Below are 22,105 nucleotides of genomic sequence, written 5' to 3' on the forward strand. Positions count from 1 at the left end.
TGCACACGCCCGCCGTTTGTTGCCCTGCTTCCTGTCGGAGGCGCAGTCGTTGTTTGTTTTTCTGGTATTGCGGGTGCCGTAGCTGTGGCTTACTTCGCATTCTTAACGCCCAGGTCGCGGGTTCGATTCCCGCCGGTTACTGCCTTCTGGCAGTGCCGTAGCTCAGATAGGTAGAGCAGGACTGGCCCGGCGCTAGTTGCCCCGTAGCACCAGAAATTCGGAGAGAAGTATCGTTGAGTTGGCCTCCTTCGCCGGTTGGCCTCCATTACGCAAGCCCCTGCCCGCACACCCGGCCAGCGGCTACCTTCTCTCATGCTGCCAAAAACTAGCAGTACTATAGCCGGATGCCGTAGGGTGGTCATACTTCGCACTATGGTTGCCCGGGTCGCAGGTTCAAGTCCTGCCACAGTAGCCAAGTGGTTACTGTGTAGCTCAGCTGGTTAGAGCAGGATAGAGGCCGCCCGCCTGTTGCTCCGGCTTGGTACTGCTGGTTTTGGTTGGGAGTGTCTGCAAGGTGCCGTAGAGCTGGCTTACTTCGGTGATGCAAAGTGCCGGTTCACATAGTTGCCCTTGCAGTGCTTCCTGATTTTGGTGGGTTCCGGCTGCCGTAAAGCCGCATTCCTTCGACCTGTCTCGTCGCCAGGGTGCTCCGGCACCGGCCTTGCGCGGTTTGTCGGTTGCGCCGGTACCTGCCAATATCTATTTTTCTTCTTCTGAATCTACCGTTATGGCCTCACAATTACGCGGCAACGACCTTCGCCAACTGGGTTTCCCGGAGGGTCGAGCCATTGGGCTGGCGCTGGCCCAACTACAGCGCAAACACCTCAAAAAACTTTCTCAAACCGACCAGCTGACCTTGCTCAAGGAGCTGCTGGCTAACCCGCAAACCTACCTAACTCACCTCGACTGGAGCCACACGGCCGCCGCGCTACTACCCCCGCCCAGCCGCCACATTGCCCTAGCCGAGCGTAAAGACTACACCGTATTTGGGGCTGAGCATATCGAGCAGGGTGCTATTCATCAGATGGAAACTGCCATGAAACTGCCCGTTACCGTGGCCGGCGCGCTCATGCCCGATGCTCACCACGGCTATGGCCTGCCCATTGGCGGGGTATTGGCCACCGATAACGCCGTAATTCCCTACGCGGTAGGCGTGGACATTGGCTGCCGCATGGCCCTATCGGTGTTTCCGCTGCCACCCAAACACCTGGAGCAACGGGTGCAAGAGCTGCGGAAGCTGCTGCTGGAATACACCAAATTCGGGGGGCGGGACGTATTTCGCCACGGCCAGCGACTGGACCACGCGGTGCTAAGCCGCCCGGAGTTTCAGGATATTCCGTTTCTGCGCAACAAGCTGGATACGGCAGCTACCCAGATTGGCTCCTCCGGCGGCGGCAACCACTTCGTGGAGTGGGGCGTGGTAGACATTACTGACCCCACCAACGAGCTGGGCGTGCCAGTGGGGCAATACCTGGGCTTACTCTCGCACTCCGGCTCCCGGGGCTTGGGGGCCAGCATTGCCAACCACTACACCAAGCTCGCCCAGGACACCTGCCAGCTCCCCGCCGAAGCCCGCCACCTGGCCTGGCTGAACCTCGACACGGAAGCCGGTCAGGAATACTGGGCCGCCATGAACCTGGCCGGTGACTACGCCTCCGCCTGCCACCACCAAATCCATCAGCGCCTGGCTAAAGCCCTGGGTGAGAAGCCGCTGGGTAAAGTAGAGAATCACCACAATTTTGCCTGGAAAGAAACGCTGGCCTCGGGACAGGAAGTGGTGGTGCACCGCAAGGGCGCTACCCCGGCCGGAGCGGGGGTACTCGGTATCATTCCCGGCTCCATGACGGCCCCCGGCTTTATTGTACGGGGTAGGGGTGAGGCAAGCTCCCTGAGCTCTGCCTCCCACGGAGCCGGCCGGCTTATGTCGCGCACCCGGGCCAAGCAGGAATTAGGCGAGGCCGAAGTGCGCCGCTACCTGCAACTGCACGGCGTAGAGCTCATGGGTGGGGGCCTCGACGAAGCTCCGCAGGCCTACAAAGACATCCGCCAGGTAATGCAAAGCCAGACCGAGCTGGTGGATGTGTTAGGCTCCTTCACGCCCCGTATTGTGCGCATGGAGGGCGGAGTGTAGCACGCAGTAGTTTTGACTTTCGTTCTTAAAGCCAGCACACGCAAAGAGCCAGCTCCTGTTAAAGGAGCTGGCTCTTACAGTTGAAGACCAAACTAGGAACGCCGCCGTCGGTGTCGGTAAACATCAGTTGCGCTGGCTGCCTGTGGGGTACCCGAGGCAGCAGCGGGCAGCAAATCAGTGAGGAGCAACAGCGCCAGCGCAGTAGTTGCCAGGTTGGGAGCAGAAACGGGCGTTTCCATACGAGGAGAAGTGTAGCATAGAAGATTTTTGACAACCTGCAGCCGATGTGAGGGCCTAGGGCAATAGGGATAAAAGAGGGCAGTACGCTGCGGCAGCTCTGTGGAGTTATGCAGCGTGTGAGGTACTTACGGGGGTAAAGCTACAATTGGATTCAAAAGCCCCCGACTTTTTTTCGGAGAACTAGCCCTTTTTGCTCGATAAACACCGACTCGTACACGATGAAACACTCATTGGACTAACCTTCTTGATTAAGCGAATGGGTTGTGGCTTCTTGGATAAATTCAAAACTATGGTTGTGGTTCTTCCACCCATACTGCATCACCAATGCGGAGGCGGCCGCCCTGTACAATGCGGGCCGTAAGCCCTCCGTGGCCTCGCATGGCATTGTAACCCCCAGGACCAAGCTCCTCTTCCATGCGGGAGCAGGGGTGACATTCGCCGGTAATTTCCAGCACTACTTCCATACCCACACGTACCCGCCGGTTTTTCAGGGCCAGCAGGTTTAGGCCGCTTACTACCAGATTACGCCGCAGCCGCGCGGGGTCTACGGGCTCGGTCAAGCCCAGAAAGCTGCTCACCGCCGCCAAATGCTCATGCTGGATCAAGGTTATCTGGCGCTTACCGCCCGGTTTGGGGCGGGCGTGGTCACCGGCCAGGTGCCGGTCGGTTTCCGCTTCCGTTTCCAGCACTGCCTGCAGCGGTTCCCGTCGGGCAGGGCGAAGGCCAATCCACTCCAGGCGGCCTTGTTGGGGTAGGGTACTCAGGAGGCGGGCAATAGTCGACTTATCGTCGCCGACGAATGGGAAAGGCATACAATGCGTAATTAGGTAAGTGGAAAGGTAAAGACAACGGAAGTCAGAACTAGCGGCTTTCAGACTGCCGGGCCGCTAGAAAAGCTGCGTCGGCTGTCTTAGCACTGGTGCCCCGTGGCGGCTAGCTCGCATGCGCCCCGCTTAACCCAGCTGCCAGAGCAAACGGTACCGTCAGCCTATCCAATAAATCAATGACGATATCCTGCAGCGTACCAAATGGCTTAGGTGAATTTCGGGGGCAGATGTTGGTATTGCATGGAAGGCAAAATGGAGGCGTATTATCAACCTGACGGGTTTTTACGCGTATGTAGGCCAGATGGTAGCCGTTGCGGTTGCTTTCCTCCTAACCGATATCTTTTTCTTCCCTCGTATCATGGCCAAAACCACCGCCAAACCAGCTGCTGCTTCCAAAGCGGCTTCAAAAGCTTCGGCTGTTAAATCTGCATCCAATGGCCAGGCCGCGCCCAGCGTGCAGCCCATCCTCAATCAGCAGTTCAATGCCCCCACGCCCTTGCAGAAGTACGGGACTGTATCCCAGCGCCTGCCCATTGGCCTCGACGAGAAAACCCGTCAGCAGAGCGTAACCAACCTCAACCAGTTGCTGGCAGATACCATCACGCTCCGCGACCTGTACAAAAAACACCATTGGCAGGTAGTGGGCCCCACTTTCTACCAATTACACCTGCTCTACGATAAGCACTACGAAGAGCAGAGCGCGCTAGTAGACACGATTGCCGAGCGTATTCAGATTTTGGGAGGCGTAGCCGTAGCCATGGCCCATGATGTAGCGGAACTGACCAGCATTCCGCGCCCGCCCAAAGACCGGGAAGAGGCCCCCGTGCAGGTAGGTCGCCTGCTGGAAGCCCACCAAATCATCCTGAAAAATTGCCACGATTTCGCCAAGCAGGCCGATGAGTCCGGCGACGACGGTACTAACGACCTGGCCGTAAGCGACGTGATGCGCCTTAATGAGCTGCAGGTGTGGTTTGTATCGGAGCATGTGGTTGACACCCCGTTGGCCCGGGCCGAGTAAGCCGTTCTGCTTCTCACAACTACTGACGGCTTCTTTCCAGGATTGGAAGGAAGCCGTTTTGGTAGCTGGCACCCACCCATGACTGGCAATTAACCACCGGACAGCGGCCGTAGCCTGCCTTTGGCTACACCAGAAGTCGGCTGCTTACGAAAACTTTCAAGCTGACAGTGAGGCTGAAACCGTGATACTGGGCAAAATATACCTTAAAAAACAGGCTTCGTCTTGCACCCTTGCTGGTAACCCTCTACTTTTGTCCTCGATTCACCGCCTCAGTGAATCCGGAAGCAACGGCTTCTGCCTAAATAAACGGAGTGCCAACCAACCTCTGCGCACGTGGTGAAACTGGTAGACACGCCATCTTGAGGGGGTGGTGCCTTCGGGTGTGGGAGTTCGAATCTCCCCGCGCGCACTCTGATAATACGCCGCTTTGGTTCTTCCGAAGCGGCGTTTTTGTTTTTTCGGGCCGCGCCGAAGTATGTAGCCCGGAGCTACTCAGATAGGTTAGGCAGGTCGGGTACTTTTCGTTTCTTGGCGGCCTATTCCTGTGCTTTCATGAAACTACCCTCCCTGCAGCAGCTAGCTGCCGAAGCGGCCCGCGTGGTGCGGCGCTTTCCGCTCACATTGTTGTGCGCCGTCGTGTTGTGCAGCGTGGGTATCTATACGAATCACCTCAATTACCAGGAAAAGCAGCACCTGGATTGGTTGTTTCCAGTGCTGTCGGCGGCAGGGCTGGGCTTGTCGGGTACCTTGGCCGTGGCCCTCACCGCCGAACGGTACCACTGGCGGCTGGCGTTGCGGTGGGGCGCGTTGGCGGTGGTGCTGGGGCTGCTGGCGGTCTGGTACGCCCTAGCGCCGGCTCAACCGAACACGGAGTGGGGCGCCCGGCTAGCCTTGTTACTACTGGGCACGCACCTGGCCGTGGCAGCTGGCCCCTACCTCCCGGAGCTGCGCCGCCAGGCTGATACGCCGGGTTTCTGGCGCTACAACGAGACGCTGTTTCTGCGCATCCTCACGGCCGGGCTGTACTCCGGGGTGTTGTTTGCGGGCTGTGCGCTGGCCCTAGTAGCCGTTGAAAATCTGTTTTTCGTGGATATCAAGCCGCGGGTGTACGCCGATTTGTTTGTGGTGCTGGGCTCCATCTTCAACACCTGGTTTTTCCTGGCTGGGGTACCGCGTGATTTTGCGGCGCTGGAGCAGGAAGTCAGCTACCCCAAGGGCCTGAAGGTGTTTACCCAGTTTGTGCTGCTGCCTCTGGTGGTGCTGTACCTGGGTATTCTGTACGCCTACCTGGGCCGGATTCTGCTGGTTCAGGCGCTGCCGCAGGGGTGGGTATCTATGCTGGTGCTGGCCCTGGCCGTGGCGGGCATCTTCGCGCTGCTGCTGATTCATCCCATCCGCCACGCCGCCGAAAATACCTGGATTCGTACGTTCGGGCGGTGGTTTTATTTGGCTTTGTTTCCGCTGCTGGGGTTGCTGGCCGTAGCTATTGGCACCCGCATCCGGACCTATGGCATCACCGAGGAGCGGTACTTTGTGCTGGTGCTGGCCGCCTGGCTGTTCGGTATTGCCATCTACTTTCTGAGGCGGCGCGGGCAGGGCATTATCTGGATTCCCGCTTCCCTGGCAGTAGTGGCGTTTCTGGCGGCTGGCGGGCCCTGGGGTGCCTTTGCCGTGGCCCGGCGCAGTCAGCTCAATCAGCTCCGCGAAATCAGCACGCAATACGGGCTGCTAAAGGATGGGAAGCTGGATGGAGCGGGGAAGCGGGTATCCGAGCTGCCGAAAGAGGCTCGTAAGCGCATCAGCTCCATCTTCGATTTCTTTGCAGATCGGGAAGCGGTTGAAAAACTACAGCCGTTTTTTGCCACAAAGCTTGTCCTGCCGGATTCGCTCCAGAACAGGTTCAGATGGGCCCGTACGTATCAGCAAACGAGGCAACTCTACACTATCAGCGGGTTACCTGAATGGAACGAGTATGACCAGTATTCAGATGAAGGGGGTGTGCATTCAGGAAGAAGGATAAGCTTCAAGCCTGATAACGGCTCGTTGTGGCGGCTCGGGGATGGCCGCTATTTGTGGACAGAAGTAGATACCAGGCATTATCAACAGCCTGAAAGAGAAGTTGTTGCTGAGCAATTTTTACCGGAAGGTCGTTTTCGTTTTGTGTCAACAGGTTTTGGCCGTCAGTTGCACTTGGAAGAATGTATGCCCAGCGGTGATTGGCACACACAACTTGTGTGGCACCCTGGAAAACTCGCTGATTCTTTGTCTGAAAAGCATAGCATCTCAAACTCGGATGATATTGCGCTTTCAAATACGGCCCTCAACCTGCAAAGTCAGAGAGGTGCGCTATCGGCACAGCTGCTTTTCAGTATGCTTGACCGTGAGCAACATCAGGATACAGTAACATATCAGTATCGGGCACAAGTCATCATGCAGTTGAAACGAAAGCTAATCCGATAAGCGAAAAGAGCCGCTGGCACCAGGCCAACGGCTCTTTTTGTAAATAACAGGCTGCTTTATTCCCACTCAATGGTTGCGGGTGGCTTGGAGCTGATATCATACACCACGCGGTTGATGCCGCGCACCTGATTGATGATTTTGTTGCTTACGTCGGCTAGAAACTCGTAGGGCAGGTGGGCCCAGTCGGCTGTCATGCCGTCCACGCTGGTTACGGCGCGCAGGGCTACCACCCGTTCGTAGGTCCGCTCGTCGCCCATTACGCCCACGCTCTGCACCGGCAGCAGCATTACGCCGGCCTGCCACACTTTCTCGTAGAGGCCGTGCTCTTTCAGGCCGTTAATGAAGATGGCGTCGGCGCGCTGGAGCAGGTCCACTTTCTCGGGCGTGATGTCGCCGAGGATGCGGATGCCCAGGCCGGGGCCGGGGAAGGGGTGGCGGTGCAGGATGTGCGCGGGCAGTTCCAGGGCGTGGCCCACTTCGCGCACCTCGTCCTTGAACAAGGCCCGCAGCGGCTCCACAATCCGTAGGTTCATCTTCTCGGGCAGGCCGCCCACGTTGTGGTGGCTCTTGATGGTCACGGAAGAGCCGTGCACCGACACCGACTCAATCACATCGGGGTAGATGGTGCCCTGGGCCAGCCAGCGCGCACCTTCCACTTTCTGCGCTTCCCGGTCGAACACCTCAATAAAGGTGCGCCCGATGGCTTTGCGCTTCTGCTCGGGGTCCGTCAGGCCGGCCAGCGCATCATAGAATTCCTGGGAGGCGTCCACGCCCTGCACGTTCAGGCCCAGGCCCTGGTAGGAGTGGAGCACCTGCTCGTACTCATCCTTGCGCAGCAGCCCGTTGTTCACGAAAATACCGTGCAGACGCGTGCCTATGGCCTTGTGCAGCAAAAGGGCCGCCACCGAGGAATCCACCCCGCCCGAAAGGCCCAGAATCACCTGGTCCTGCTCCCCGATAGTGCGTTGCAGGGTGTCCACCATGCTGTCCACGAAGTGCTCCGGCGTCCAGCTTTGGTCCAGCCCGCAGATGTTCACCACGAAGTTCTGGAGCAGGGTTTTGCCATCCGTGGAGTGCGTTACCTCGGGGTGAAACTGGATGCCATAGGTTTCCTGGCCCTGAATTTTAAACGCAGCCACGGCCACTTCCGGCGTGCTGGCCACAATATCAAAGCCGGCCGGCAGCTCTTTAATCGTGTCGCCGTGCGACATCCACACCTGCGACTCGGTGGGTACGCCGTGCAGCAAAGGTGAGTCGTGGTGGACGCGGCTGAGGCGGGCGCGGCCGTATTCGCGGATGGTGGCGGGCAATACCTCGCCGCCCTGCTGGTGGGCCAGCAGCTGCGCCCCGTAGCACACGCCCAGCACCGGCACCTGGCCCAGGTAGGCGCTCAAATCAGGGTTGGGCGAATCGGCGTCGCGCACGGAGCAGGGGGAGCCCGAAAGCACAACGCCCCGGGTATCCTCAGTGAGGGCCGGGGCGCGGTTATACGGGTGAATTTCGCAGTAAACGTTCAGTTCCCGGATGCGCCGGGCAATGAGCTGGGTGTACTGCGACCCAAAGTCGAGAATCAAAATTTGTTGCGGCATGGGCAAAAGTAGTGCACAGATTTCAGACCAGTCATACCCCAACAGGTTTTGGCGGAGAAATTTTTCGGCAGAATTGAAGTAACAGCCCTCCGCGCAACCTGTAAGTTATCAGCCAAGCATAGTCACAAAACGGAGGCAGTAAGCTCAACCTTAAAGACGATATGCACAGCGCATGACGGTTTCTGGGAGCTATAATGCCACGGTTATCTGGTATTAGTGCAAGTCACAAAGCTGCGGAGCCTTGCCTTTACTTCTGCTCCGGTAGGAAGCATTTTTGTTTCTCTACTAGCCTGCTTACCCGCCGTACCTATGCATTCTGCCCTGCCGCTACTTGCCCTGTCCCTGTTGGGCGTGCTGGTGCTGCCGCCACCCGCTGCGGCCCAGCAAGCCCCGGAGCCAGCCCCCGCTCCCAAACCCGATATGCTGGCCGAAGCCCGGCCCGCTGCGCCGCCCGCCAGCCCCGCCCGGCCCGAGAAAAAGATACTGGCCGGCAACGTGGTGGATGAGTGGGGCAACGCCCTGAAAGGGGCCACGGTGATGGTGGTGGGCGACCAGCTGCATTCCGTGAGCACCAACTCGGCCGGGGATTACCTGCTGCCGGTTACGGCCGTGGCACCCCTGCTGCGGGTCAGCTTTGCGGGCTACCAGGATGCCGAGCGAGTGGCCCGGGGACCAGCCGATCTGCTGTTTAAAATGGAGCCGGTGCCCGGCTACCGGAAGGCGCTTAAAAAGCGCACGAAGGCCGCCACGAAAGCCTGGAAGCACTAAGAAACTACTACATAAAAGGCGCAGCAGTAAAAAAACGCGTTGAGTATCTTGGTGATAGCGCCGATGCAGGAAAAAGATGCGGCCCCATAGCGCGGAACCGCCGGAAAGCTGCCTATCTTTGCATCGGCGAGTCAGAACGACCAGCTCCTGCTGAACTCCCCCAGGACCGGAAGGTAGCAAGGGTAGGTGGTTGTAGCGGTGCGATTTTGGCTCGCTTTTTATCACGGATTGCGCCGGCTTACCCCGGACTTCACAAGCATGTGACCAATTCGCAAGTAAACAAAGAGCGGCTCTGAAAAGGGCCGCTCTTTGTGTTTTACGCCGTTTCGGAGCGGAAAGCCGCCGGCAGCAGGGGTACAAAATCCGCGCAATCCGAAAAATCCGCTGAATCCGTGCTTAGCTTTGGGCCATTGTTGTTTTTCACCCTACCCGCATGAAATTTTTCGTTGATACTGCCAACCTGAAGGAAATTCAGGAAGCCGTGGAACTCGGTGTGCTCGATGGCGTAACCACCAACCCTTCGCTGATGGCCAAAGAGGGCATCAAAGGCACGGATGCCGTACTGGCCCACTACCGCCGGATTTGCGAAATGGTGGACGGAGACGTATCGGCGGAGGTTATTGCCACCGACTTCGACGGGATGGTGCGCGAAGGCGAGGCCCTGGCCGACCTGCACCCCAACATCGTGGTGAAAGTGCCCATGATCCGGGAAGGCGTGAAAGCCATCCGCTACTTCTCCGACAAAGGCATTAAAACCAACTGCACGCTGATTTTTACGGCCGGGCAGGCGCTGCTGGCCGCCAAAGCCGGGGCTACCTACGTGTCGCCGTTTGTGGGCCGCCTCGATGATATCGGGCACGACGGGTTGCAGCTGATTCAGCAGATTGTGGATATTTTCAGCAACTACGGCTACCCCACGCAGGTGCTGGCCGCCTCGGTGCGCCACGTTCCCCACCTGATTCAGTGCGCCGAGTTGGGTGCCGATGTGGTGACCTGCCCGCTCAGCGTCATCACGGGCCTGCTCAATCACCCCCTCACCGACAAAGGGCTGGCCACTTTCCTTGCCGACCACAAGCGCGTGAACGGGTAATGTTTCATAATGTGTGAAATGTGAAAAATGTGTTGAATGTGCCTTTGGTAGCATTTGCACATTTTTCACATTTTCACATTTCCCACATTATAGTCATGTACATCATCAAAGTAAAAGGCAAGGCCAAGATTCCGGACTACATTCAGCTGCGGGATGAAGCCTTTGTGCTGATTGCCTATTTCCGGGCCGACCGGCCACTGAAGGATTTGCACCGCTACGGGCTGGAAGGCAAGGAGGAAAGCCTGGCCGCTGTTATTGCCAATCTGGAGTTTGGTAAGCTGCAAAAGCTGGAGGTATGAAGTGAGTGAGGCGCTGAGCCGGCAGGTGTATTCATCCGAAAAGCGGCTGGCTGCCGTACATGTGCCACGCACCCGTTTTTAAGCTTTTATGACTGTTTTAGAGCTACACGACGCGTTCATTATGCAGGACGTGAATACGATTCTGCAGAAGGTGAGCTTTTCGCTGGATAAAGGAGAGTTTGCCTATTTGGTGGGCCGCACGGGCTCGGGCAAAAGCTCCCTGCTCAAAACCCTGTACGCCGATTTGCCCCTACCGGCCGGTACGGGTACCGTAGCCGGTTTCCCGCTGCCGCGCACTGGCTCCACCGAGAAAGTGCCGTTTCTGCGGCGCAAGCTGGGTATCATTTTCCAGGATTTTCAACTGCTGTTCGACCGCACGGTGGCCGAAAACCTGCTGTTTGTGCTGAATGCCACCGGCTGGAAAGGCAAGGCCCGCAAGCAGCAGCGCATTTCGCAGGTGCTTATGCGGGTAGGGCTGGCCAACGTGGCTGCCAAAATGCCCCACCAGCTTTCCGGCGGGGAGCAGCAGCGCGTGGTAATTGCCCGGGCCCTATTGAACGAGCCGCTGCTGCTGCTGGCCGACGAGCCCACCGGTAACCTTGACCCGGATGTGGCCGACAGCATCATGCGGCTGTTTACCGAAATCAACAACGCTGGTACGGCCGTGCTCATGGCCACCCACAATTACCAGCTCATTCAGCAATATCCGCACCGGGTGCTAAAGTGTGAGCAGGGCCAACTGATTGATTCCGCCAGAACGCCTTTCGAGCTGAGTTAGGAGAGTAGTGCAAGTGGGTCGCTGAAAACCAAGGGCCTACAAAATGCGCTAAGAAAATACCACGGCAGCTGACAACTAAACTGCTGCGGCCCGGCTCCTGAAACAGGGCAAATAAGCGCCCTCATTTTTTGATTCTGCTTTCTTTGCTGGGCATGAAAGGGCTTTCGGTACTGATTCCGGTGTTCAACTACGATGTGCGGCCCCTGGTGCGCGCCTTGTTGGCGCAGGTGCAGCAGTGGCCCGGCCCCGTTGAGATTCGCTGTCTGGATGATGGCTCGTGCGAGGAGATACGGCAACTGCACCAGGAACTGGCCCTGTGGCCGGGCGTGGTGTACCAGGAGCTGGGCCGCAACGTAGGCCGGGCCGCCATCCGTAACCACCTGGCCGCTGCTGCCCGCTATAGCTGGCTGTTGCTACTGGATAACGACAGCCGCCTGCCCGACGACCAGTTTCTGACGCGCTACGCGGCTGACCGACACCTGGCTCCGGTGCTGTCGGGTGGTACGGCCTACGAGGCGGCCCCGCCCCCCGAAACGGCTTTGCAGCTCCGGTGGCTGTATGGCCGGCAACGGGAGGCCCGTTCCGCTGCGGTGCGACAGCGCGCCCCGCATGGGCAGCTCACGCTCAATAACCTGTTGATTGAGAAGGAAATATTTTGCCAGCTGGGGCTGGATGAGCGCCTGACCCGCTACGGCCACGAGGATACAAAATTCGGGTGGCTGCTCCGGCACCGTAACGTAGCCGTGCACCACCTCGACAACCCCGTCCTGCACGACGGCCTGGAACCAGCCCCCGTTTTCCTGCAAAAAACCCACGATGCCGTGCGCAACCTGGTGCAGCTCTATCAGGCTGAGGGGCTAGGAGCCGATACCAAGCTGCTGCAGGCGGCACTTCGCCTCAAACGCTGGGGCCTGAGCGAAGCCGTGCGCACTGCCTTTGGCCTGCGCCGCGAGCAGGTGCACCGCAACCTGCTTTCCGACCGGCCCAGCCTGCGCCAACTGGATGCTCTGAAGCTGTATTGGCTACTAAATGAGTTGCGGTAGAAGCATTGTATAACGCAAAAAAGCGGGTGCCCATAGGCACCCGCTTTTTTACAGAGTGGCAGCAGGATTAGTCGTTGTCGGTGTTTTTTACTTCCGACTTTACTTCCTTGAACGCGCCTTTTACGGCTCCACCTACTTTCTTGCCCGCGTCCTTCACGTCGGAGGCAGTGTTGCTGGCGGCGCGGCCCACGGCGGAGCGCTCATCCTGCGTTTCGGCAGCTACGTTATCAGCCCCACGCTCCGTTGCATCGGCCCCCTGGGCGGCGCGGGCTTCGGCTTTATCAAAGGACTTAAAAGCAGCGTACTTCAGTTTCTCCTTCTGAATTTCGGCCAGGTCGCCGGCCGGAATGTCCTTCTTCACTTTGTCATAGGCCTCATCCAACGCGCGCCACTCGGCGTTGATGTTGCGCCAGTCGTTGATGTCATACTTATCTTCATTCACCTTGATGTCCTTCACAAAGGCCTCGTAGGTCTGGCGGGCGTTGGCAGCCGTAATGCGGCTGGCCGGCGAGCTAAGCTTATAGTACTTGCCCATAGTGGCAGCACCGGTGCCAGCGTTACCACTCATGGCGGCAGTAGCGCCGGGGCGGTTTTGCCAAGCCATTTCGCGCTTGTCGTAGGCGGTAGTGTAGCGGGTGCGCAGCTGCTCAATTTCCTGGCGGCGGGCGTCATCGTATTGATCCGCATAACGGTCAACGGCGGCTACTTTGGCATCGAAGTCCGATTTGAGCTGGGTAGTTTCCTGCTCGTAGTCGGTTTCTGCCTCCGTGGCCACGGCGTCGGCCTTGCTTTCGGTGTTGGCTACGAAGGTTTTGAAGTCGTTGTATGCTTGGTCGCTTTCGGCGGATACTTCCTGCTTCTGGGCTTGGTTGCAGCTGGTGAAGGCCGTGCCACTCAGCACGAACATAGCTACCAAGGCGTTGCGGGTGAGGTTTTTTCTGAGCATGATGCGGGTGAGTTAGGGGGAGAGAGTAAGATTGGCTATTGCAAGGTGCCTGTCAGGGAGCGTAACGGATGCGCTAGGCCTGTGGTTGCGGGCTGGCTTGGCGAGTGGGCGGCCCGGCAGGCCCTATCTTTGGCTGGCCCGCTTCTTTACTTTTTGCTATGTCACTTTCCCTGCCCGCCCCGGTTCCCATCCAGCTGCTCGACCTAGCCGCCCAGCACGCGCCCTTGCAGCCGGAGCTACAGGCGGCGTTGGAGGCCACGCTCCTGGAAGGGCAATTTATTCAGGGGCCGGCCGTAGCCGCGTTTGCCCAGGAACTCGGACAGTATTTGGGTGGCCCCCACGTGGTGCCCTGCGCCAATGGCACCGACGCCTTGCAGCTGGCCCTGATGAGCTTGCGGCTGCCGGCCGGTGCGGAGGTACTGGTGCCCGCCTTCACCTACGTAGCCACTCTGGAAGCCGCCGCAGTTCTGGGCCTGATACCGGTGCCCGTGGACGTGCTGCCCGATACGTTCAACCTTGACCCCGCGGCGGTGGCGGCGGCCATTACGCCCCGCACCGGAGCCATTGTGGCGGTGCATCTGTTTGGGCAGTGCGCCGACTTGGAGGCGCTGCGCCACTTGGCTGACCGGGAAGGAGTAGCCCTTATTGAAGACAATGCCCAGGCAATTGGCGCCACGTTTACCGGTACCTCCGGGGAAACCTGGATGGCCGGCACGGTAGGAGAGGTGGGTACAACGTCGTTTTTTCCCAGCAAAAACCTGGGTGGTTTCGGGGATGGGGGCGCCTTATTTACGCGTGATGCAGAACGGGCCGCTTACCTGCGGCAGTTGGCCAGCCACGGCCAGAGCCGCAAGTACCACCACCAGCACATCGGCCTCAACTCCCGCCTCGACACGCTGCAGGCGGCCTTGCTCCGCGTAAAGCTGCCGCATTTGGCGGCTTGGACGGCCGCCCGCCAGCGTGTGGCCGCCCGCTACGATGCGCTGCTGCAGGATGTAGCCGGCGTGCAAATACCCGCGCGCGACCAACGCAGCACCCACGTCTTCCACCAGTACACGCTCACGGTTGAAGATGTGCCCGGTCGCCGCGACGCCCTGCAGCAGCACCTGACAGCCGGCGGCGTACCCAGCCAGGTGTATTATCCCTTGCCCAACCACCTGCAGCCCGCCTACCAGTATCTGGGTTACCGGGCCGGGCAGTTTCCGGTGGCAGAGCGGCTGTGTCGCACGGTGCTGTCGTTGCCCATTCATCCCACTATGCCCGCCGGGCAGGTAGAGTATGTGGCAGAAACTATTCGGAAATGGGAGATTAAGGAGCAATAAGGTGGTAATGGATGGGGGTAGCGCTGGCGAGCTGGGGCGTTTTGGCACCGTTTTTTCTTTTTACCGTATCAGTATTTCATTTTCCTGACCTAAGTCCACTCTCATGCGCCGTTCTTCTCTCGCGCTGCTGCTGCCGCTGGCCGGCGTAGCGGCACTTACCACTGCTGCTATTACCAAGCCAGCTCAGGGCTTCAGCCTGTTTTCCATTGATCAGGATATTGCCTTAGGCAACCAGGTAGCGCGCCAAACCGACTCCTTATACCAGGCGAAGGGGCAGTTGATGACCCGCGCTGGCAATGCCCGCGCTTACCAGTTGCTGGATGGTGTGGTGAAGCGCGTGCTGGACAACGGCAACGTGAAATACCGCACCCAATTTCCCTGGGACGTGAAGCTCATCAAGGATGATGCTACGCAAAATGCCTTTGCTACGCCCGGCGGCCACATTTACGTGTTTACGGGCCTAGTGAAATTCCTGGACAATGAAAACCAGCTGGCCGGGGTGCTGGGCCACGAAATTGCCCACGCCGACCGGCGGCACAGCACCCAAATGCTGCAGAAGCAATACGGTACCAGCCTGCTGCTGGGGCTGTTGCTGGGCAACCGCTCCTCGGGCCAACTGGTGCAGATTGCGGCCGGCCTGGGTCAGCTCAAATTCAGCCGCGCCTACGAGGTGGAGGCCGACAAGTACTCCACCATCTACCTCAACGGCACCCGCTACTACGCCTGCGACGGCGCGGCGGGCTTTTTCATCAAAGCCGAAAAGCAGGGCAGCGGCGGTACCCCCGAGTTTATGAGCACTCACCCCAACCCCGGCTCTCGCATTACCAGCATCCAGAAAAGCGCGCAGCAGCTGGGATGCACCAACCGCAACGTCAGCAACGCCAACTTCAACGAGTTGAAGCGGATACTGTAGCTGTTGAGTCAATTGTTGTTCCGAGCGAAGCAGCAATCTGAGTGGACCCCAATCGGGTAGCTCACTCAGATTGCTGCTTCGCTCGGAATACCTGTTTTAGTCCGCGTCGGTTGGGGTGCCAGGGGCTAGGTGGACGCGGTTTAGCTCGGCTTTGTGCGTGCGCCAGTCGGGCATAAACTGGTCCATCAGGCCCCAGAAGCGGGCGTTGTGCAGCCGCTCGTGCAGGTGAGTCAGCTCATGCACCACCACGTATTCGAGGCAGGGCAGCGGGCGTTTGGCTAGCTCCAGGTTCAGCCAGATGCGCCGGGCCCCAATGTTGCAGGTGCCCCAGCGGGTGCGCATCTGCTTCACGCCCCAACTGGCCGCTTCCTTACCAACCACTGGCTCCCACTGCCGTAGCAGCGTTGGTATCAGCTGTTTTAACTGCTGCCGGTACCAGGCCGCCAGCACGGCGGCGCGTTCAGTAGCAGTGCTGGCAGCTGGCACGTGCAAGTGTAGCTGAGCGGTAAATTCATCGAGCAGTACGCGGGGGCGGCCGGGGCCGCTGGTCACGCGCAACTCGTAGGCCTTTCCCAGGTACGGATGCAGCTCGCCGGAAATATATTGCAGGCTGGGCCGTGGCTCCCGGGTGGCAAATTGCTGCTGGTGCTTCTGAATCCAGGCGTGGCGGGCGGCCACAAACTGCTCAACGGCCGCTGTTGGGGTTTGCAACGGCACGGCTACCCGAATTCGGCCACCCGCGTACACCGTCAGGCGCAGGCTGCGCATGCGCTTGCGCACAAGGTCTATTTCGAGGCCGGCAATGGTGGTAAGAGGCATAGGAACTCGAAAGATACAACCCCAACCCTGGAGGACGATACACGAGTTGCCCGACCAAGGCCACTTCCAGGGTTTACTCATCGGCTACTGCAACTGGCTACGCTACGCACAATCGGCCGTTTTTTCGCAGTTTGCGGGCCCTATCCTTCAATTCGTATTCAGTGCCTGTTTCCGCTGCTCTTTCCCCGGTTCGTTTTGTTATTTGTGGCGTAGGCCACATTGGCCGCCGCCATGCCGCGCTGGTAGCCCGGCACCCGGAGGCGCAACTAGTTGCTCTGGTAGATGCCCAGCCGGAGTTGGCCACCGAACTGGGACGCGAGTTTCCAGGGGTACCGTTCTACGCTTCTCTGGAGGAGTACCTGGCCCAGGGGCCTGCCGCAGAAGTGCTTACCGTAGCCACTCCCAACGGCCTGCACGCGGCCCAGGCGCAGCACGCCTTGCGTGCGGGCCTGCACGTGGTCATCGAGAAGCCTATGGCGTTGCGCACTACTGATGCGCAGGCAGTAGTTGATACCGCGCAGCAGAGCGGGCGGCTGGTATTCGGGGTGATGCAAAACCGCTACTCGCCCCCAGCGGCCTGGCTGAAGCAGGTGGTGAGCGAAGGCCGCCTCGGGCAAGTACATCTGGTGCAGCTCAACTGTTTCTGGAACCGCGACGAGCGGTATTACACACCCGGCAGCTGGCACGGCACCCAGGCCCTGGACGGCGGCACCCTGTTCACGCAGTTCAGTCATTTCGTGGATTTGCTGTACTGGGTTTTTGGTGACATCACCAATATCTCGGCCCGCTTCCGCAATTTCAACCACCAGCACCTGACCGAATTTGAGGACAGTGGCCTACTTATGTTTGACCTAGTAGGCGGGGGCAGCGGTACGCTACAGTACAGCACCGCCGTCTGGGACCGAAACCTGGAAAGCTCCCTCACTGTGGTAGCCGAGCACGGCAGCCTGCGCCTCGGCGGGCAGTATATGGATAAAGTGGAGTACTGTCACCTGCGAGACTACCACCTGCCCGAGTTGCCGCCCACCAATCCTGCCAACCAGTACGGCACCTACCAAGGCTCCGCCGCCAATCACGTTCACGTCATCGACAACGTGGTGGACACTCTCCGCCAGCGCGGTCAGGCCACCACCAATGCGCTGGAAGGCCTGAAAGTGGTGGAAATGATAGAGCGCATGTACGCGCTGAAATAAATAATATGATAATGCTAAAGCTTTAAAGGGGTGCCTTTGTCCAGATATTTGGTGAGATACGAAATACGTTTACCTGCACTTTATAAGCCAAATTATGCTCCCCGACTCACAGGCCCTAACCGAACTGCGCACCTGGCAGCGCCGCATGCAGCAAAAGCCCACGTTGTTGAACCGCGTAACGCGGCGGGTGCAGGCGCGGCTGAATGCGCTGCTGCCGGAAAAAGTGCACGTGGCCATTACCGTGGCTATCCAGAAAATGGTGCAGGGCGTACTGTTTGGCTCCAAGCATACCACCCAGCGGCCGGTGCAGGAGGGTACACTGGAGGAGCGGGAAGAGCGGGTACGGGCGCGCATCCGGGCTTACCGCAACACGGCGGCCCTGGAAGGCGGCGTAACCGGGGCAGGCGGCTTTCTGCTGGGCCTCGCCGATTTTCCGCTGCTGCTAAGTATTAAGCTCAAACTGCTGTTTGACATTGCCGCCCTGTACGGCCACGATGTACGCAGCTTCCCCGAGCGGCTGTATCTGCTGCATATCTTCCAACTAGCCTTCAGCAGCCAGCACACCCGCCGCGAAACCTACCGGCAACTCGCCGGCTGGCCCACCACGGCAGCCACTGTGACAGCCGAATTATTCGACTGGCGCACCTTTCAGCAGGAGTACCGCGACTATATTGACTTGGCGAAACTAGCCCAACTGGTGCCGGTGATAGGGGCTGCCGTGGGCGCGGTGGCCAACTACCGCCTGCTTGTGCAGCTCGGCGAAACGGCCATTATGTGTTACCGCCTGCGCTGGTTTGCCGAGCAGGGCCGTTTGCCGGATCAGGCGTAAAAACGTGGCCCTTTGTGGTTGCCGCTGGATCAATGGCCCCAGGCAGCCTCGCTGTGCTCCAACGCAACATGGCTACGCCTCCTCACCAACAAACAGCCCCGACGGAAACCATCGGGGCTGCTGGGAGAGAGAAAGTAGGGGAGGCTAGCTCTTACCTTGTTTCAGGCCCGGCTTCATACCCTGGCGGTGCGCTTTGTGCTTGGCCATTTTATCGGCCTGGAGTTGGGTGTATTTGGCGTACTGGTCGGCACTCAGGATTTGCTTGAGCTGGGCTTCATACTGGGCTTTCTCCGCCTTCATGGCCTCGTGATGCTGCTTTTTGTCAGCTGGGGTGGCCGTGCCTGCTTGGGCTTTGTGGGCCTGCATCTGCTGGGCCCGGGAGAGGTGCAGCTGGCGCACCTGCTGGGTTTGGGTGGCCGAAAGTCCGAGCTTTTTGGTCAGGCTTTGGGCGGCGTGGTCGGCGCGCTGCTCAGGGGTTTTGGCAGTTTTGTCGCCGCGCATTTTACCTCCTTTTAGGTGCTGGCCGTGGGCGGCTTTCACCGGAGTGGTTTGGGCCGAGGCCGCAGCGGCCGATAAGGAGAAGGCAGTCAGAAGAACGAGGAGCTTTTTCATGAGACTATGGTGAAGGAGTTGTAGTTGAAAGCGGGAATCAGCCACCGTCCGGACTGGCAAGCGGGTGGCTGATGGAACATTTGCAAGTCCGGTGCCAGTTTTGGTGCCAACAGGGTAAAACAGCCTCCCGGAAAAATTTAAATTTTTCGATTAAACCTCAGTCTTAGTCCTGCGTCGCAGGTTTTTAGACGGCTTTAGGTGGCATAAGATGACCGTCAGCAGGCAGGGTTTCCAGCCGGGCCTGGCGTAGTAGCTACTAGAAAAGCGGCTGCGCATGAAGGCCGTTTTTTGCTCTGTTTGCGGGGGCAGCAATCCGGCTTTACCTTTGCAGCATCAATTCTTTCTAGCCGAAGGATTGTTTTTATACAGAGGCGCTGAGAGACAGGCTCAATGACGCGTCGGCAACCACTCGCAAGCTGCGGAACGGTGCCAATTCCTGACCATATAAAAACAAGTTGCCGTGCGCTTTTTGCCCTGCTTACCAGCCCGTGTTGCCGTTTCTGCTGCCATTTTGTGCCCCTTGGGTACGGCCGCAGCCTGTTGTAGCCCGCGTTGTTGTAGCTAGCCCGTAGCCCAGAGCGTGTGCGCCGCCAGGTGCCCGCCCGCTATTCTCTGCTAGTACTATGCCGGAGCCGGGTCTGGGGCTGGTTGCCTGACGCCCGCAGCCGCGCCGGTTTCAGCGTAGTGCGGCCCGCTTCAACTGCTTACTTCCCTCTTTTTTACGACCTGCCGGGCCGAAGTCCGGCGTACCTTTTTATGCTTAGAAAATCACTGGAACTGCTGCGGCAGGAGGCGGCCGAAACCGGCGCCGGAACGCTCAAACGAAGCCTGAACGGCTTCAACCTCATTACCATTGGCATTGGGGTAATTATTGGGGCGGGCTTGTTCTCACTCACTGGCATTGCGGCGGCCAACAACGCCGGCCCGGCCGTTACGCTTTCGTTTGTGGTGGCGGCGGTGGGCTGCGCCTTCTCGGCGCTGTGCTACGCCGAGTTTGCCTCCATGGTGCCAGTAGCCGGCTCCGCCTATACCTACGCCTACGCTACCATGGGCGAGCTGTTTGCCTGGATTATCGGCTGGGATTTGGTGCTGGAGTACTCGGTAGGTGCCGCTACGGTGGCCATCAGCTGGTCGCAGTACCTGCTTAAGTTTCTCAGTAAGTATGGCATTAACCTGCCCCCGCAGCTGGTCATGTCGCCGTTTGAAACGGCCACGCTGGCCAATGGCAGCGAGGTGCACGGCTTCGTGAACGTGCCGGCCATGCTCATCGTGCTGGCCATCACCATGATTATCATTCGGGGTACCTCGGGCTCAGCCTGGTTTAATGCGCTGGTCGTCACGCTGAAGGTGGCCGTGGTGCTGGTGTTTATCGGCTTGGGCTGGCAGTACATCGACCCTACCAACTATCAGCCCTACATTCCGCAGAATACCGGCACCTTCGGGGAGTTTGGCTGGAGCGGAATTTTGCGCGGGGCCGGGGTGGTATTTTTCGTGTTTATTGGCTTCGATATTGTGGCCACCATGGCGCAGGAAACCAAGAACCCGCAACGCAACATGCCCATCGGTATCATTGGCTCCCTGCTAATTTGCACCGTGCTGTTCGTACTGTTCGGACACGTAATGACTGGTTTGGCCAACTACACCGAATTTAAAGACAGCGCCGCCCCGGTGGCCATTGCCATCGAGAAAACGCCTTATGCCTGGTTGTCCTCGGCCGTGATTCTGGCTATCATCATCGGCTATACCTCCGTGATTCTGGTGGATTTGCTGGGCCAGAGCCGGGTGTTTTTCAGCATGGCTAAGGATGGCCTGCTGCCCCCGGTGTTCTCCCGCATTCATGAGCGTTTCCGCACGCCCCTACAGTCGAATTTGCTGCTGGGCCTGTTCATTGCCCTGTTTGCGGGCTTTGTACCCATTTCCGTGGTGGGTGAAATGACGAGCATTGGCACGCTGCTGGCCTTTGTGATGGTGTGCGTGGGTATTCTGATTATGCGTAAGCGGGAGCCCGATGCCCCGCGCGGCTTCCGTACGCCCTGGGTGCCGGTGGTACCTATTCTGGGCATTCTCACCTGCGTGGTGATGATGGTGTCGTTGCCCTGGGAAACCTGGCTGCGGCTGGCGGTGTGGCTGGCCATCGGTCTGGCCATTTACTTCGGCTACGGTCGCAAGCACAGCAAGCTAGGTAATCCGGCAAAAGCTGAATAGGAAGAAAAGAAGCTGGCAGGTAAGCCTGTTGCCGCAGCCGGGACCGTAAGGTTTCGGCTGTTTGCGTTGCGGAGCTTCTTGCGCGTAGCTTTGGCTCTCATTCTATTCAGTTTTTCTGTGGAATCTATTGTTATCGAAGCGCCCGTGGCGGCGCCCAGCCCGCCGGCTACAGTGTATCCAACTATCAAGGAAAGCTGGGCTTTTTTGGGGTGGTATCTGCTACTGTCGTTGCTGGTTGGGGTGCCCATTTTACTGGTCGGAGAGAAGCTGCTGGGTATGACCCGGCCCGTTACGCTGCTGCTCATGGGTGTTGGTACCAACGCTGGCTTGCTGGGGGTTCTCTGGTGGAAACAGAAGGTGCGCTGGCCCGGTATCAACCTGCACGGCCACGTGCCCGGCTGGCTGCTGCTCGCCTTGCCGGTGCTGGTGGTATCAGCTGACATGGTGCTGACGCTGGTTCATTTTCTGCACCTGCCCAAGTTCTCCTCCGGCGAAGCTTACCGGGAACTGATGAAAGTGCCGGTCGTTGGGTTTCTTATGCTGTGCGTGGCGGCGCCAGTGTTGGAAGAACTGCTGCTGCGCGGAGTGGTATTGCAGGGGCTGTTGCGCAACTTCCCCACCCGTCCCTGGATTGCCATCGGCCAGTCGGCCCTTGTTTTCGGGGTTATGCATATGAATCCGCCGCAAAGCCTAGCTACATTCTTTCTGGGGTTGCTGATGGGCTGGCTGTATTACCGCACCCGCTCCCTGTGGCTGTGCATGGGTGTGCACTTCCTTAACAATTTCTTCGCGTTTAATGCGCTGTTGTATCAGAAAGCAGGTAAAGGCACCGACGAGGTAGCCGCCTTTGGTCACCCCTGGGCCTACACCGTGGTAGTGGTGCTGAGCGCACTGGTGTTGTGGAGCTTGCTATGGATGGTGCAGCGTGCCACCTCCCCGCCACCGGTCCACTTGCCGGTCGACGAGCTCCCGCAACCGGCCGAGTTGCAACCGGACAGCATATAAATAGCCAGTGAAACTCTG

General features: G+C 58.9%; 20 protein-coding genes, 1 tRNA gene, 1 other RNA gene and 1 riboswitch. Of the genes, 16 read left to right on the plus strand and 6 right to left on the minus strand.

The genetic code is table 11. The features are described 5' to 3' along the window. Positions 1-727 precede the first annotated feature (727 nt). Positions 728-2,131, plus strand: coding sequence for an RtcB family protein (locus ROI90_RS20075; RefSeq protein ID WP_316000071.1), 1,404 nt, complete (start codon positions 728-730; stop codon positions 2,129-2,131). Positions 2,132-2,223: 92 nt separating this feature from the next. Here ROI90_RS20075 and ROI90_RS20080 read toward each other — a convergent pair whose 3' ends face one another. Continuing rightward, a complete protein-coding gene (locus tag ROI90_RS20080; protein WP_316000072.1) occupies positions 2,224-2,370 on the minus strand; it encodes a hypothetical protein in 147 nt (48 codons plus the stop codon). A gap of 288 nt (positions 2,371-2,658) precedes the next feature. Next, positions 2,659-3,183: an MOSC domain-containing protein gene (locus tag ROI90_RS20085; protein ID WP_316000073.1), complete on the minus strand. Its 525-nt coding sequence runs from the start codon at positions 3,181-3,183 to the stop codon at positions 2,659-2,661. 373 nt (positions 3,184-3,556) lie between these two features. Between ROI90_RS20085 and ROI90_RS20090 the strand changes: the two genes are divergently transcribed. The 3 genes from ROI90_RS20090 (at position 3,557) to ROI90_RS20100 (ending at position 6,676) form a co-directional block, all read left to right on the plus strand. After that, positions 3,557-4,216: a Dps family protein gene (locus tag ROI90_RS20090; protein WP_316000074.1), complete on the plus strand. Its 660-nt coding sequence runs from the start codon at positions 3,557-3,559 to the stop codon at positions 4,214-4,216. Positions 4,217-4,543: 327 nt separating this feature from the next. After that, a tRNA-Leu gene (locus ROI90_RS20095) sits at positions 4,544-4,625 on the plus strand. Between the two features lie 143 nt (positions 4,626-4,768). Then, complete coding sequence (locus tag ROI90_RS20100; protein WP_316000075.1) at positions 4,769-6,676, plus strand: DUF4153 domain-containing protein; 1,908 nt, start codon at positions 4,769-4,771, stop codon at positions 6,674-6,676. Positions 6,677-6,732: 56 nt separating this feature from the next. Here ROI90_RS20100 and guaA read toward each other — a convergent pair whose 3' ends face one another. Further along, positions 6,733-8,265: a glutamine-hydrolyzing GMP synthase gene (guaA, locus tag ROI90_RS20105; protein WP_316000076.1), complete on the minus strand. Its 1,533-nt coding sequence runs from the start codon at positions 8,263-8,265 to the stop codon at positions 6,733-6,735. A 309-nt stretch (positions 8,266-8,574) separates the two neighbouring features. Between guaA and ROI90_RS20110 the strand changes: the two genes are divergently transcribed. From ROI90_RS20110 to ROI90_RS20135, 6 genes are all read left to right on the plus strand, one after another. Further along, complete coding sequence (locus ROI90_RS20110) at positions 8,575-9,033, plus strand: carboxypeptidase-like regulatory domain-containing protein (protein WP_316000077.1); 459 nt, start codon at positions 8,575-8,577, stop codon at positions 9,031-9,033. Positions 9,034-9,157: 124 nt separating this feature from the next. Then, positions 9,158-9,253: signal recognition particle sRNA small type (gene ffs / locus ROI90_RS20115), an RNA gene on the plus strand. A gap of 213 nt (positions 9,254-9,466) precedes the next feature. Next, positions 9,467-10,123, plus strand: a complete 657-nt coding sequence (gene fsa / locus ROI90_RS20120) for a fructose-6-phosphate aldolase (RefSeq protein ID WP_316000078.1) — start codon at positions 9,467-9,469, stop codon at positions 10,121-10,123. A 95-nt stretch (positions 10,124-10,218) separates the two neighbouring features. After that, positions 10,219-10,422, plus strand: coding sequence for a fructose-6-phosphate aldolase (locus ROI90_RS20125; protein ID WP_316000079.1), 204 nt, complete (start codon positions 10,219-10,221; stop codon positions 10,420-10,422). A gap of 88 nt (positions 10,423-10,510) precedes the next feature. Further along, positions 10,511-11,200: a cell division ATP-binding protein FtsE gene (locus tag ROI90_RS20130; protein WP_316000080.1), complete on the plus strand. Its 690-nt coding sequence runs from the start codon at positions 10,511-10,513 to the stop codon at positions 11,198-11,200. Positions 11,201-11,352: 152 nt separating this feature from the next. Continuing rightward, positions 11,353-12,243, plus strand: coding sequence for a glycosyltransferase family 2 protein (locus tag ROI90_RS20135; protein ID WP_316000081.1), 891 nt, complete (start codon positions 11,353-11,355; stop codon positions 12,241-12,243). 67 nt (positions 12,244-12,310) lie between these two features. On the opposite strand, the gene ROI90_RS20140 is transcribed toward ROI90_RS20135, so the two are convergent. Further along, on the minus strand, positions 12,311-13,189 hold the full coding sequence (locus ROI90_RS20140) for a hypothetical protein (RefSeq protein WP_316000082.1): 879 nt from the start codon (positions 13,187-13,189) through the stop codon (positions 12,311-12,313). A 158-nt stretch (positions 13,190-13,347) separates the two neighbouring features. Between ROI90_RS20140 and ROI90_RS20145 the strand changes: the two genes are divergently transcribed. Together ROI90_RS20145 and ROI90_RS20150 are read left to right on the plus strand one after the other, a co-directional pair. Continuing rightward, positions 13,348-14,511, plus strand: coding sequence for a DegT/DnrJ/EryC1/StrS family aminotransferase (locus ROI90_RS20145; RefSeq protein ID WP_316000083.1), 1,164 nt, complete (start codon positions 13,348-13,350; stop codon positions 14,509-14,511). A 103-nt stretch (positions 14,512-14,614) separates the two neighbouring features. Further along, the gene (locus ROI90_RS20150; RefSeq protein WP_316000084.1) at positions 14,615-15,424 is read left to right on the plus strand and encodes a M48 family metalloprotease; all 810 of its coding nucleotides are present in this window, start codon (positions 14,615-14,617) and stop codon (positions 15,422-15,424) included. 96 nt (positions 15,425-15,520) lie between these two features. Here ROI90_RS20150 and ROI90_RS20155 read toward each other — a convergent pair whose 3' ends face one another. Beyond that, the gene (locus ROI90_RS20155; RefSeq protein ID WP_316000085.1) at positions 15,521-16,243 is read right to left on the minus strand and encodes a M48 family metallopeptidase; all 723 of its coding nucleotides are present in this window, start codon (positions 16,241-16,243) and stop codon (positions 15,521-15,523) included. 161 nt (positions 16,244-16,404) lie between these two features. Between ROI90_RS20155 and ROI90_RS20160 the strand changes: the two genes are divergently transcribed. Then, complete coding sequence (locus tag ROI90_RS20160; RefSeq protein ID WP_316000086.1) at positions 16,405-17,436, plus strand: Gfo/Idh/MocA family protein; 1,032 nt, start codon at positions 16,405-16,407, stop codon at positions 17,434-17,436. A 94-nt stretch (positions 17,437-17,530) separates the two neighbouring features. Then, positions 17,531-18,265: an EcsC family protein gene (locus ROI90_RS20165; RefSeq protein WP_316000087.1), complete on the plus strand. Its 735-nt coding sequence runs from the start codon at positions 17,531-17,533 to the stop codon at positions 18,263-18,265. A gap of 144 nt (positions 18,266-18,409) precedes the next feature. On the opposite strand, the gene ROI90_RS20170 is transcribed toward ROI90_RS20165, so the two are convergent. Further along, entirely contained in the window at positions 18,410-18,877 is a 468-nt protein-coding gene (locus tag ROI90_RS20170) for a hypothetical protein (RefSeq protein ID WP_316000088.1), read from the minus strand. Positions 18,878-19,235: 358 nt separating this feature from the next. Further along, positions 19,236-19,328: riboswitch (SAM riboswitch) on the plus strand. A gap of 305 nt (positions 19,329-19,633) precedes the next feature. On the opposite strand from ROI90_RS20170, the gene ROI90_RS20175 reads away from it, so the two are divergent. Both ROI90_RS20175 and ROI90_RS20180 read left to right on the plus strand, forming a co-directional pair. Continuing rightward, a complete protein-coding gene (locus ROI90_RS20175; RefSeq protein WP_316000089.1) occupies positions 19,634-21,082 on the plus strand; it encodes an amino acid permease in 1,449 nt (482 codons plus the stop codon). Positions 21,083-21,199: 117 nt separating this feature from the next. After that, the gene (locus ROI90_RS20180; protein ID WP_316000090.1) at positions 21,200-22,087 is read left to right on the plus strand and encodes a CPBP family intramembrane glutamic endopeptidase; all 888 of its coding nucleotides are present in this window, start codon (positions 21,200-21,202) and stop codon (positions 22,085-22,087) included. Positions 22,088-22,105 lie beyond the last annotated feature (18 nt).

The sequence above is a fragment of the Hymenobacter endophyticus genome, assembly GCF_032464715.1.
In the GTDB taxonomy this organism is placed as follows: Bacteria; Bacteroidota; Bacteroidia; order Cytophagales; family Hymenobacteraceae; genus Hymenobacter; species Hymenobacter endophyticus.

Coding starts and splice junctions, on each gene's coding strand:
- ROI90_RS20075 (WP_316000071.1), top strand. CDS start 728: ATGGCCTCACAATTACGCGGCAACGACCTTCGCCAACTGGGTTTCCCG.
- ROI90_RS20080 (WP_316000072.1), bottom strand. CDS start 2,370: ATGGAAACGCCCGTTTCTGCTCCCAACCTGGCAACTACTGCGCTGGCG.
- ROI90_RS20085 (WP_316000073.1), bottom strand. CDS start 3,183: ATGCCTTTCCCATTCGTCGGCGACGATAAGTCGACTATTGCCCGCCTC.
- ROI90_RS20090 (WP_316000074.1), top strand. CDS start 3,557: ATGGCCAAAACCACCGCCAAACCAGCTGCTGCTTCCAAAGCGGCTTCA.
- ROI90_RS20100 (WP_316000075.1), top strand. CDS start 4,769: ATGAAACTACCCTCCCTGCAGCAGCTAGCTGCCGAAGCGGCCCGCGTG.
- guaA (WP_316000076.1), bottom strand. CDS start 8,265: ATGCCGCAACAAATTTTGATTCTCGACTTTGGGTCGCAGTACACCCAG.
- ROI90_RS20110 (WP_316000077.1), top strand. CDS start 8,575: ATGCATTCTGCCCTGCCGCTACTTGCCCTGTCCCTGTTGGGCGTGCTG.
- fsa (WP_316000078.1), top strand. CDS start 9,467: ATGAAATTTTTCGTTGATACTGCCAACCTGAAGGAAATTCAGGAAGCC.
- ROI90_RS20125 (WP_316000079.1), top strand. CDS start 10,219: ATGTACATCATCAAAGTAAAAGGCAAGGCCAAGATTCCGGACTACATT.
- ROI90_RS20130 (WP_316000080.1), top strand. CDS start 10,511: ATGACTGTTTTAGAGCTACACGACGCGTTCATTATGCAGGACGTGAAT.
- ROI90_RS20135 (WP_316000081.1), top strand. CDS start 11,353: ATGAAAGGGCTTTCGGTACTGATTCCGGTGTTCAACTACGATGTGCGG.
- ROI90_RS20140 (WP_316000082.1), bottom strand. CDS start 13,189: ATGCTCAGAAAAAACCTCACCCGCAACGCCTTGGTAGCTATGTTCGTG.
- ROI90_RS20145 (WP_316000083.1), top strand. CDS start 13,348: ATGTCACTTTCCCTGCCCGCCCCGGTTCCCATCCAGCTGCTCGACCTA.
- ROI90_RS20150 (WP_316000084.1), top strand. CDS start 14,615: ATGCGCCGTTCTTCTCTCGCGCTGCTGCTGCCGCTGGCCGGCGTAGCG.
- ROI90_RS20155 (WP_316000085.1), bottom strand. CDS start 16,243: ATGCCTCTTACCACCATTGCCGGCCTCGAAATAGACCTTGTGCGCAAG.
- ROI90_RS20165 (WP_316000087.1), top strand. CDS start 17,531: ATGCTCCCCGACTCACAGGCCCTAACCGAACTGCGCACCTGGCAGCGC.
- ROI90_RS20170 (WP_316000088.1), bottom strand. CDS start 18,877: ATGAAAAAGCTCCTCGTTCTTCTGACTGCCTTCTCCTTATCGGCCGCT.
- ROI90_RS20175 (WP_316000089.1), top strand. CDS start 19,634: ATGCTTAGAAAATCACTGGAACTGCTGCGGCAGGAGGCGGCCGAAACC.